Source organism: Candidatus Neomarinimicrobiota bacterium (assembly GCA_041862535.1).
Classification (GTDB): domain Bacteria; phylum Fidelibacterota; class Marinisomatia; order SCGC-AAA003-L08; family TS1B11.
Genome location: JBGVTM010000017.1, coordinates 1 through 11,420, shown reverse-complemented (window position 1 = coordinate 11,420; position 11,420 = coordinate 1). Strand labels below are relative to the sequence as shown.

Genomic DNA, 11,420 nt, shown 5'->3' with positions numbered 1-11,420 from the left:
CTGTTGATGCAGACAAGAGCATCACGGCGACGTTCAGCGAGATTGTTGGTGTAGTGGCAGGTTCAGAATTACCGACGGAATTTGCCCTGTCCCAGAACTACCCCAACCCCTTCAACCCGATTACCACCATCAAATACGACCTACCGGTGGCAACGGATGTTGCCCTGGTGGTATATGATCTGCTGGGCCGGCAGGTGGTACGACTGGTGGATGGGTATATGGAACCGGGCTATCGGCAGGCTGTGTGGAACGGCAAGCTGCCTGACGGTCGCGAGGTGCCCTCAGGTGTGTATATTGCACGGCTGGTGACGCCCGAATATACCCGCAACATCAAGATGGTTCTGCTGAAGTAAGCGGCTGTAAAAGACAGGGGAAAAGTAAAGTCCCGAATGAGAGTCCAAGGAAAGCGGGAGGGAGTCACTTCCCTCCCGCTTCACTCTCAGAAAGTATGATGAATTAGAATCAGCGGTTCTACCATCTCGATTTGAAAACAACCATAATCAGGTGAGTCATTCCATAAGGGTAAAATATGCGGAGGCAATATGAAACGTCCCTGGGAAACAATAAATAAGTCAACTGTCGGTATTGGGAAATTGATATTCATCGTCCTGCTGGTTACCGGTGTAGCATGCACCCGAACGCCGGAAGATAAAACTCCCGTTAATTTCAAAGTTGCCTTCATTGGCGATCAGGGTTTAGGCGAGGCGCCACGAGCCGTTCTGGAGCTGATCAGATCGGAAGGAACCCAGGCCGTAGTGCACCTGGGCGATATCGACTACGAGGACGATCCGGCCGCCTGGGATGCCATGATCAACGATGTCCTGGGCAGCGATTTCCCTTATTTCACATGCATCGGAAATCACGATAAAAAGATGTGGAGCGGGCCTGGCGGCTATCAGCAATATATCAAAGACCGGTTCACTCGACTCGGTATCGCGTGGAATGGTGACCTCGGAGTGAAATCATCCTTCAAGTACAAGGGCCTGTTTATCATGCTGCTTGCCCCGGGAGAACTCGATTCGAACCATGCGGAATATATAAAGGCGAAACTGGTGGAGGATCCTTCGATCTGGAGCATTTGTGGCTGGCATAAGAATATGACCGACATGCAGCTGGGGCACAAATCTGATGACACCGGCTGGGGGGTTTACGAAGAGTCACGAAAAGGTGGCGCCATCATTGCCACCGCTCATGAGCATTCCTACCAGCGGACGCATCTGTTAAGTGATGTGATGAACAAGACGGTCGCCAGTCGTTCGGATACGCTGGTCATCGATAAAGGCCATTCGTTCGTGTTTGTCAGCGGACTGGGCGGTAAAAGCATCCGTGATCAGGAGCGCACCGGTGACTGGTGGGCCAGCGCGTATACCTCGGATCAGAATGCCAACTACGGCGCCTTGTTCGGTGAGTTCAATGTCAACGGGCAGGCGAACCTGGCGCGATTTTATTTCAAAGACATTGATGGGGTGGTGGCGGATAGTTTCTGGATTCAGAGCAGGGTGGAACCCGAACGCTGATTTCGCTCCCGGGAGACCTCTCTCTGCGATCGACTTGATCAGATTTGAAGACAGCGAGGCTGGTTTGACCATCGATCCAGTGCTCCCGCCTGATTGGATGAGGATTGCCGCAAAAGGTTTTCCGTGTAAGGCAGGCACGTTAGAGTTCTGCTTCCGGAACGGGATTCTGTTTACGAATCGGGTGGATGGGTGCAGTTTTCGCGCCAGGGAATACCACGAACAATGCAGTCGATAGGAAGCAAGCCAATACCTTTATCATCGGAATACAAAAACCGAGTATCATTATCCAGGGATTGATGAATGAGGTCCTGAGGACCCAACCGGAAGACCAGCTCCACAGGAGCGTGACGCTCCGTGCGGAATTGAATAACTTTGCGCATGAACTTGACCCGTATCGCAAGACGGCCCAAGCCCGGTTCTCGAACCGCGGCAACATTCCTCACATTTCTCGGAAGGGTTTGGTGGCCTTCAAGGGGTACACCACCGTAGAAGATGAAATTACCGTCTACCACTCAGTGCTAGCGGCAGGGGCTGGCGATGGTTTCAAGTAAGTTATAAAGGCTCTTTTCTATGCTCTATCCACAACAGAATCGCTACCGTTCCGTATTGGACCTGTCCGGCTTCTGGGAATTAAAAGTAGATCCCACCGATCGCGGCCAGGATGATGGCTGGGCGAAGGGATTTCAGGGAGAGACCTACGTCGGTGTACCCGGGAGTTGGAACGAGCAGCTGGCTGAAGTGGGGCTGATGAACTATATGGGATCTGTGTGGTATCAGACCCACTTTTGCCTACCCCGGGAGTGGGAAAGGAAACGGCTCATAGTCCGGTTCGGTTCGGCCGATTATCACGCCGAAGTGTGGGTGAACGGTATCTCTGCCGGTGGGCACAGTGGTGGTTACCTGCCCTTTGAGCTCGATATCACCGATATGGTCGATCACAATGGCAAGAACGTGTTGGTGGCCAGGGTTAACAATATCCTTACGCATGATACGATCCCACAGGGTGTGACTGACCAGGATTACGCCGCTTTTCGCAAGCAGCAGGACCAGACCTACCCTCCGACCAGTTTTGATTTCTTTCCTTATGCTGGCCTTCACCGGCCGGTTAAGGTTCTGGCACTGCCCAGGCGGCACCTGGATACGCTCCGGATCGACACCGGTGTTGAGGATACCGCCGGGCGGGTCGCTTTCGAAGCATCCTTCACCGGGGCGTTGGATACTGCCCGCATTCAGGTCTCCTTATGGGAAGGTGACCGGCGAGTTGCCGAACGTGCCGGCTCTGCAAGCGGTCAAACCTTCACCGGGGAGTTTGTTATCCCTGACTGCCATTTCTGGTCTCCTGAATCACCACACCTATACACTCTCCGCGTGGAGCTGAAAGAGAAAGACGCGCTTATTGACGAGTATGAGTCGGAAGTAGGAGTCCGCCGGATCGAAGTCACGGACACGGGGCTGCTTCTCAACGGTAAGCCTATCTTCCTTCGAGGATTCGGCAAGCACGAGGATTTCCCCGTGCTGGGGAAGGGAATTTCCTATCCCCTGGTTGTGAAAGATTTCCTGTTGATGAAATGGGTGGGTGCCAATTCCTTCCGCACATCCCACTACCCGTACGCGGAGGGCGTCATGCAGCTAGCTGACCGGTTAGGATTTCTGGTGATTGATGAGGTTCCGGCTGTCAGCCTGAATTTCAGGTATGTGACCGATAAGACGCTTGAAAGCCATAAGCGGGCACTTACCGAGCTGATCACCCGGGACCGGAATCATCCCGCCGTAATCGCCTGGAGTGTAGGCAACGAGCCGGGCCTTTGGGGCGAACCGGAAGCGGTCTCGGATCAGGCGAAAACTTATTGGGAGGAAGTCTTTCGGCATGCCCGAAAGCTGGATAGTTCCCGCCCCATCACCTTGCCAACCTGTGCCCAGACCAAGGACAAAGATCCGGCTTTCCTGTATTCAGATTTCGTATCGGTCAACCGCTACTGGGGCTGGTATGAAATGCCGGTTGAGATCGATACGGCCGCCGAGCGATTGAAAAGCGAGCTCGAGACGCTACATGAAAAATACCGCAAGCCGATCCTACTATCCGAATTTGGCGCTGATACTCTCGAGGGGCAGCATGCCACCTATCCCCAAATGTTCACTGAGGAATACCAGACCCTATTGATCAAGAAATACTTTGAGGTCATTGATTCCCTGCCTTTCATTGTCGGCGAACACATCTGGAACTTTGCCGATTTCCGAACGTCCCAGCATCACCGGCGGATTATTCTAAATAAGAAGGGGATTTTCAACCGGCAGCGCGAGCCAAAGACCGCCGCCTTTGCTATCCGCGAGCGTTGGCTGTCAGAATCGGCTCTCACCGAGAAATCCTCATTATAGCTGCAAACAGGGATCTCAATCTCTCCGAGGTAGAGTACTAGGAACACTGTATGCTGGGAATGGCGCCGCTTGATATAGCTGTTCTGCTGGCGTACTTCATCGGTATTGTGGTTTTAGGGGTCTGGACCCGCAGGCAGATTAAGTCTTCCGACGACTTTTTTATGGCCAATCGCCGCTTTGGCAAGGTGATGATGGTGGCCCAGGCTTTTGGTGCCGGCACGCACACCGATCAACCTGTTTCGGTAGCCGGAGCCGCATACACTACCGGTCTGGCCGGTATCTGGTATCAGTGGATGTGGCTGTTTTCCACCCCCTTTTATTGGATCATTGCCCCTATTTACCGTCGGCTGCGATACGTCACCATGGCCGATTTTTTTCAAGAGCGGTATGGTTCTTTCCTGGCGATTTTATACACCGTGATGGGGATTGTGTATTTTTGCATGGACATCGGTATCATGCTGAAAGGGACGGGGGTGACGATTGAGGGGCTGACCGGGGGTGCTGTACCTGAGGAACCCACTATTCTAGTGTCCACGGTGCTATTTGTGATTTATGGTCTTGCAGGTGGCCTCATTGCGGCCGTTTTTACCGACCTCATTCAAGGGGTATTGATCCTGGTAATGTCCTTTCTGCTGATCCCCTTTGCCATTACCATGGCTGGAGGGATGAGCGCATTCCATGCTGGACTGCCGGAGCATATGTTCAGTCTGGTGGCACCCCAGGAAGTGACCTTGTTTTTCATCATCATGATTGTCGTCAATGGCTTGGTCGGTGTGGTCGTTCAGCCTCACCACATGGCTATTGGTGGTTCGGGGAAGACGGAGGTGGCCTGCCGTACCGGCTGGACGTATGGTAATTTTCTCAAGCGGTTTGCCACCATGGGCTGGGCGTTTATCGGAGTGTTTGCCGCCTTTCTCTTTCCGGGCTTGGGGTTTGAGGAGCGGGAGCTGGCCTTCGGGCTGGCGGCGAAGAATTTGCTGCCGGTGGGTTTGGTCGGACTGATGCTCGCAGCTATGTTGGCCGCGGTCATGTCTACTTGCGATGCCTTCATGGTACACGCTGCGGCGCTCTTTACCCGCAACATTTATCTGCCGTACATCAATTCTGACGCTTCCGAAAAGACCTTGCTGCGGACGGGCAGGATCGCCTCACTATTCGTCGTGGCTGGGGGTGTCTTATTCGCCTTCAGTTTCCCCAGCGTTGTGCGGGGGCTGATGGAAGTGTGGAAGGTGACGGCCTACCTGGGCATCGCCTTCTGGGTGGGTGTGATCTGGAAGCGGGCCAACCGCTATGGTGCCTTTGCCAGCGCTGCCAGCATGATTGCCGTCGCCTTATATGTCCAGAATTATCTTGACCTGCCCATTCAGTATCAGATTGCGGCCTATTTGCCTGTCGGGCTGCTGGTGATGGTTATGGTGAGCTGGATAACCAAGCCGGAGCCGGAGGAGCAACTGCGCAAATTCTACACTCTCTTGAGTACCCCGGTGGGTGCCGAACAGCGGCTGCGAGATGCTGGTGTGGAAATCAAACTGGAGGGATTTTCTGAAGGTAAAAGCGGGCGCAGTTCCAGAAGATTGTGGGTTGAAAAGCTGCTCGCCCGCAGCGATAGCGAGGATGGACTACTGATTGTCGACTTGTTCTCCCTCCCTAAGAAATTCTCCTGGTTGCGATACCGGACCGATATACTTGGATTTATCGGCGCCGGGATTATCGTTTTAATATTGATTTCACTGATGTCTATCCTGGCTGGAATCGGTTCATAGGGCAACTAGAAGGGGGCTAGCGATGAAATTCCAAGAGCTCATTTCTTATTACCGTGTTGTGGTGGATCACGCCGGCCAGCAGTTAATGTCCGGGATACGGAATCCGTCCAGGTTCAGGGCGGCAGGCATGTGCCTGGCACTCCTCATTCTGACCGGCCTGTATGCTGCCGAAGTCAGGCGGAGGCAGGTGGTATTATCAAAGGACTCTATTTGCAGAACGTGACAACCGATGGCATCACCATTATGTGGGAGAGTGATGCGCCATCCATAGGGAAAGTGGTATTTGGGAAAACCAGCTCCTTCGGGAACGAGGTATCGGAAATAGATTACGCAACAGTACACGAAGTGATCCTCACTGGGTTGGAGATATTTCAGGGGCTTCAGGAGGTCGTTTTTTTTCCATAAGCAATCATCATAAGGGCTTTAAAATGCGATACAGCACCGGTGGACTATGGGTATTCCTGATCCTATTTGGGCTGGTTTGTAGTTCGTGTAGGAAGGGAGTACAGACCGGCTCCATAAAAGCTGAATCATTAGAAACGCTTTACCAGCTCACGGACGCACTGGTGGACCTGCAGATTAAAGATCGAAGCAGTGCTGATTTTGGCGCCGTCAGATGTCTCAGGTGCAGTGTGCTGCATACCCGGGCGGGAGAGGCGGTCTACCCGTTCGCCGTCGCCTATCGGCACAGCGGAAAGGAAAAATATCTGGAGACAGCCATAGCGGCCGGGAATTGGCTCATCACTCAGCAGACCGAGGAAGGTTCCTGGTACGAAACGCCAGAAACCTGGACCGGAACCACGGCTGATCAGCTGCTGATGATGGCGTGTGCCTTCCCGATTCTTCAGGAATACTTGTCCAGCGAAGAAAGACGCGCCTGGCAAGAGGCCATTAAAGAAGCGGCGGACTATCTGGAAGCGGTGATGAATCCCCGTTTCGCCAGTATCAATTACTGTGCAACGACGGCCTCGGCGCTGGCTGTGACTAACCTTATCATTCCCGATGAACGGTACTCGCAGAAGGCCCAGGAACTGGCGTTACAGGTTGTAGCCAAGATGGACGAAGACGGCTTCATCACAGGTGAGGGGGGAAGGATCGGGGGAGTAAAATACGGTGTGGACCTGGGATATGCCCTCGATATGACCCTCTGGGGACTGGGTCTATACGCCAAGTTGACCAATCACCTGGAGGTGGACGAGGCGGTGAAGAAGGCGCTCCCAAACCACCTTCCCTTTATCTATCCCGATGGCTCGGTGGATGCATCGTGGGGGATACGCTCCAATAAATGGACCACCTATGGGAGCAAGACCGCGGACGGTTGCCAGATACTATTCAGTCTGTATACGCCGGTGGATTCGCGGTACCGAACGGCGGCCCTCCGGAATTTGGCGTATCTGCGGGGGATGATGAAGGATAGTATGGTTGGATATGGTCCCCATTTCTGGGATCTTTTCGATACCCCGCCGTGCATATATCCCACTTTCGTTCGGGCCAAGAACCTGGCGCTCGCCGTGGAGTTCGGTGAACAGCAGGACGGAAAGCTGCCTGCGCTCCCGACGGATCAGGTGGGCTGGGCCCGACTTTTCCCGACGGTTGATGTGGTCCTGGCCCGGTCCGAGAACTTTATGGCGACGGTTACGGCCTATAACTATAAGGACCTACAGCAGGGGATCGCGAGCAAGTACATGCACCGACCGACGGGGGGGTCTATTTCCAACCTGTGGGTAAGTGGTCACGGCTTCCTCCAAACCTCCAGCCAGACCATCTACCGCCGCTGGGAACCCATGCATTTCCCCGAATTGGAGGATAGTATCATTTGCCTGACTCCAAGAATCGAGTTCCGGGACGACAGCGGTTATTATACCAACCTCTACGAGTTCGACGGTCGCATTTCCGTTTCCAGAGGAGACCGATCCACGGCGATCATCTCGACCGGTGGTGAGTTGAAAAATAGCGACCGGCTGCCCGGCGGTGTGGCGTATGTCTGGACTCACGAGATTTTCGACGAGGGATTACTGAAATCGGTGAAGCTGCGATACCATGGTAGAAAGCCAGCGATAAGGATCATCGAGCCTTTCGTGCAGCAGTCCGGTATGACCTTTGAGCTGGTTGATCCGCTTACGGTTCTCATTCAGGGTGGTAAAAGAGAATTCAAGCTGGAGATCGTGGAAGGTGCGGCACGGATTGTATTAGGTCGTGAGGAATCACGCTATTGGCACCCTTTCCCCTCCCTAAAATGCTATCCGGTGACGCTGGAATTGGCTGGAGGCCAGAGCGGGTTTGAACAGACCGTCACCTATCGGATTTCAATTCTCTGAAAATCCTGGCAAAGACTGAAGGCGTGAAACAATGTTGAGGTCTACCTGAGGAGCCTGAGGGGTTGAAGGGCGGTAGAATGAAAAGGCGGCTCATATGCACGATTTATCTGATCACTGGAGTAGGGACTTTCCTATCCTCCGGGTGTGGGGAGAGGATCGATCACCGGACTCCTCGCGAAGTGGTGAAAGCGATTGCCGATAGGGTTATAAGGGAAACCACATTCGACTTTGAGCTCGTCCCACAGGAAACTGTGCTGGGCATTCAGTTTGTCGATTTCCGGCGTCTGTTTGGTGCTGTTGGGCCGGGCGTGGGATATGCCCTGGGCTCAATACACAGCGTGAGTGACACGATCATCACCTTCGGAATCAGCGGCAGCGATGGGATCAAAGTATGGCTTAATTCGGACCTGGTCTACCATTGGGATCGGGCGCGAGCGCCCACGCTCACCGAGATCGCCTATGAGCGCTTTGCCTTTCAAGATACTTTCGAAGCCCAATTGCAGGCGGGCTCCAATCCCATCCTGGTTAAGGTGGTCACCAGCAGCGGGCCGTGGATATTCTTCCTGCAGGCCCTGACAGCCGAAGGAGGAGAGGAACAAGCAATATCCTTTTCGCTGCAGCTGGTAGATTCAGGGATCACCGAATCCCACTGGCTTTGTCTGGGCCCCTTCGAATTGCCGAATGGCAGTGGCATAGCTCGGGCGCTGGAGCAGGTCTATCCACCCGAGAGCGCATTCATGGCCGGTGATCTGGCGACAGAATCTGAAAGGAAGTTTGCCTGGATTGTGCCGCGACCATCGCATCTATGGCAACTCACAAGCAATTTCAAGCGCTGGGCCTACAACGACTGGCACTATGCCCACGGCGCCACCATGTTTGGCATTCTGGCCCTGGCGGACGCTTCCAATGACCGGCACTATTTCGACTTCGTCCGGCGCTATTGTGATTTCATAATGGAGCACTATAGCTACTTCAAGTGGCAGTACCAATCCCTTCATGCCTTCCGGGGGAGCTTTCACCGCCTCTTTCGGCGAACCATGCTCGATGATACCGGCGCTCCCGCCCTACCCTTTGTGGAGCTCTATCTGCGCGGGGAAGGGGAGAATTACAAGGCCCTTGTGTTCCCAATATCCGACTATATTTCGCACCGGCAGGTCCGCCTGACGGATGGCACCTTCTGTCGGCCTGAGCCGGTGGCGTATACCGTCTGGGCCGATGATCTGTTCATGAGCGTGCCCTATTTATTGCGGATGGCGCGGGTGACCGGTGATCCGGCCTATTTTGATGATGCTGCCCGGCAGGTGATTCAGTTCGCCGAGCGGCTATTCGTAGCGGAAAAGGGCCTGTTCAAACATGCCTGGTTCGGTCCTACGGGCAAGCGATCAGTCGCTTTCTGGGGACGTGCTAACGGCTGGATGGTATGGGCGATGACTGAAGCCCTCACCCAGCTACCAAAGGCCCATCCCAGGTACCCGGCAGTATTGGATATTTTCCGCCGCCACATGGACGGTCTGGTTCAGTATCAGGACCCGGAAAGCGGCATGTGGCACCAGGTCCTGGATCATCCTGAGTCGTACGAGGAGACCTCCTGCACCAGCATGTTTGTGCTGGGGATGGCCCGCGGGATTCGCGAAGGTTGGCTCGCTGAGTCCTTCCGGGAGCGGGCGCTGAAGGGTTGGTCGGCCCTTCAAAGCATGGTTGCGGCTGACGGCACCGTTCGCGGGACCTGCCGCGGTACGGGCATTGGCGAAAGCCTGCCGTTTTATTTCGAGCGGCCCACTTTTGACCATGATCCCCGGGGCTTAGGATCGATGATCATCGCCGGGATTGAGGTCGCCCGATTACAACAGGAACACCTATACTGACGGCAGCAGCGCCGACTGGTGAGTATTCTGATAGGTACAGGGTGGCGGTAACAAAAATCAACTTGACGGCTGGGTCTCACTGGTGCCGGGAGATGGGCCGAATGGACTCAGCAGCTGAGATCCTGAAGGGAGAATAGTCCGGTGAGGCAATCGTGTAGCATAATGAGGTTCGCTGCCCTGCTGGTGATATTGTTATTGAACACCTTCCAGGCCTGCCGGTCTTCTGAGGACCATGTCGGGAAGAATTTCCTGTTTGACATGGGTACCGGCCCCTCGCCAGTGGCGGCCTACTTTGTCCAGGTGACCCCTGAGACCGCATATACTGAAGACCGGGGCTTTGGCTGGCTTTCGGCCCCGACTATCTCTTTCGACAGCTGCCGTATAAAACCGTACGATGCCCTGACCGAGGACGGGGTGCTGTCAGCTGGCCAGGTTTTATTCCGGATTGATGCGCCGGATGGTGACTATTTCCTGACGGTGACGCTGGGGAACGGCAGTATGGACACGCTTAAAGTGATGGAAGTATGGGTCAATAATAGCACTGTCGCCGATCAGATTGTAACTCCCTGGTACCGGCTGCCGTTTCGAACGGTTCGCAGGCGCGTGACTGTAGCGAGCGGCCACCTGGATGTGGCTGTCAGGGGTGACAGCGCCGGTGTCGGGCTACACGCCATCGAGCTGCGACCAGTGACAGCCCTGCGGCGGATCAAATTCCAGACTCAGCTGGAGAGTGATACAACGGCGGTGGCAAAAGCGGCCCGCCGCCTCGAGATAAGGGTATCCCAGCGCCCTGAAGACTTGGCAGCGCATAATCAGTTGGACCTGCTGAAGAAGTATCTTAAAGCGGCTTATTATTACGACATCGGCTGGTGGTCGTGGGCTGTCCAGGAAACCGGTTTGAGCATTTTCAATCGCTTTTGGGCGGCATCAGACGCATTGCGTCAGATACTGGCCGATGAAAGTGATCCCCTCTACGATCGAGCGGCTTACCTGTTGGGAAAGATCCATTACTGGCTGTATCTGGAGCAGCACGAGGAGTATAACTGCTTGGAAGCCGAGTGGTTTTTCGGCCTTATCGAAGACAGATATCCCCGCAATCGGCTGCTGCGCATGTACTTAGGTGAGCAGATGCCCCACGACAGTCAATGTTCCCCAGGCAATGAAGGCGCACCCCTCTGGGCGTCTAAGCAGCGGGAGGCCATGTGTCGCATAATGGAGGTGATCCATTGGTGGGTAGATAACCGGCAGGTCGAAAATGGGGAGATGGGGGGCAAATATGGCGATGATGTCGAGATGCTGCGCTGGTGGCCTGTGGCCATCTTCGGTGCCGATGACCCCAAGGCCCAGCATGGATTTCGACGTCTGGCGGAAGGTGTCTGGAATAGCGGTCTGCTTGAACGGGGCTATTCGAAGGAAATTGAAGACGTGGAGCATTCTGCGGAACTGTTTTCGGATACCAATCCCATCATGCTGTTTATGGAATACGGTAATCCTACCTATGTGGAGCGCGGCTTAATCAGCATGCAGAACTTCAGGGATGTCTGGACCGGCATCACGCCCCTGGGGCACCGCCATTTCAAG

Annotated in this window: 8 protein-coding genes; all 8 read left to right on the top strand. The window is 54.5% G+C overall.

Annotation, left to right across the window (positions count from 1 at the left end; all coding sequences use genetic code 11):
* Nucleotides 1-353 (top strand): T9SS type A sorting domain-containing protein (locus ACETWG_00740; protein MFB0515115.1); only part of this gene is annotated, 353 nt, incomplete at its 5' end.
* Nucleotides 354-542: 189 nt separating this feature from the next.
* Entirely contained in the window at nucleotides 543-1,517 is a 975-nt protein-coding gene (locus ACETWG_00735) for a metallophosphoesterase (GenBank protein ID MFB0515114.1), read from the top strand.
* A gap of 185 nt (nucleotides 1,518-1,702) precedes the next feature.
* Nucleotides 1,703-2,068 (top strand): hypothetical protein, encoded by a 366-nt coding sequence (locus ACETWG_00730; protein MFB0515113.1) that lies wholly within the window; start codon nucleotides 1,703-1,705, stop codon nucleotides 2,066-2,068.
* A gap of 19 nt (nucleotides 2,069-2,087) precedes the next feature.
* Entirely contained in the window at nucleotides 2,088-3,893 is a 1,806-nt protein-coding gene (gene uidA / locus ACETWG_00725) for a beta-glucuronidase (protein ID MFB0515112.1), read from the top strand.
* Between the two features lie 50 nt (nucleotides 3,894-3,943).
* Nucleotides 3,944-5,656, top strand: a complete 1,713-nt coding sequence (locus ACETWG_00720; GenBank protein ID MFB0515111.1) for a sodium:solute symporter — start codon at nucleotides 3,944-3,946, stop codon at nucleotides 5,654-5,656.
* Between the two features lie 428 nt (nucleotides 5,657-6,084).
* A complete protein-coding gene (locus tag ACETWG_00715) occupies nucleotides 6,085-7,974 on the top strand; it encodes a hypothetical protein (protein ID MFB0515110.1) in 1,890 nt (629 codons plus the stop codon).
* Between the two features lie 77 nt (nucleotides 7,975-8,051).
* Nucleotides 8,052-9,839: a glycoside hydrolase family 105 protein gene (locus ACETWG_00710; protein ID MFB0515109.1), complete on the top strand. Its 1,788-nt coding sequence runs from the start codon at nucleotides 8,052-8,054 to the stop codon at nucleotides 9,837-9,839.
* A 162-nt stretch (nucleotides 9,840-10,001) separates the two neighbouring features.
* Nucleotides 10,002-11,420, top strand: a 1,419-nt coding sequence (locus tag ACETWG_00705; GenBank protein ID MFB0515108.1) for a hypothetical protein, incomplete at its 3' end; no start/stop codon positions are given.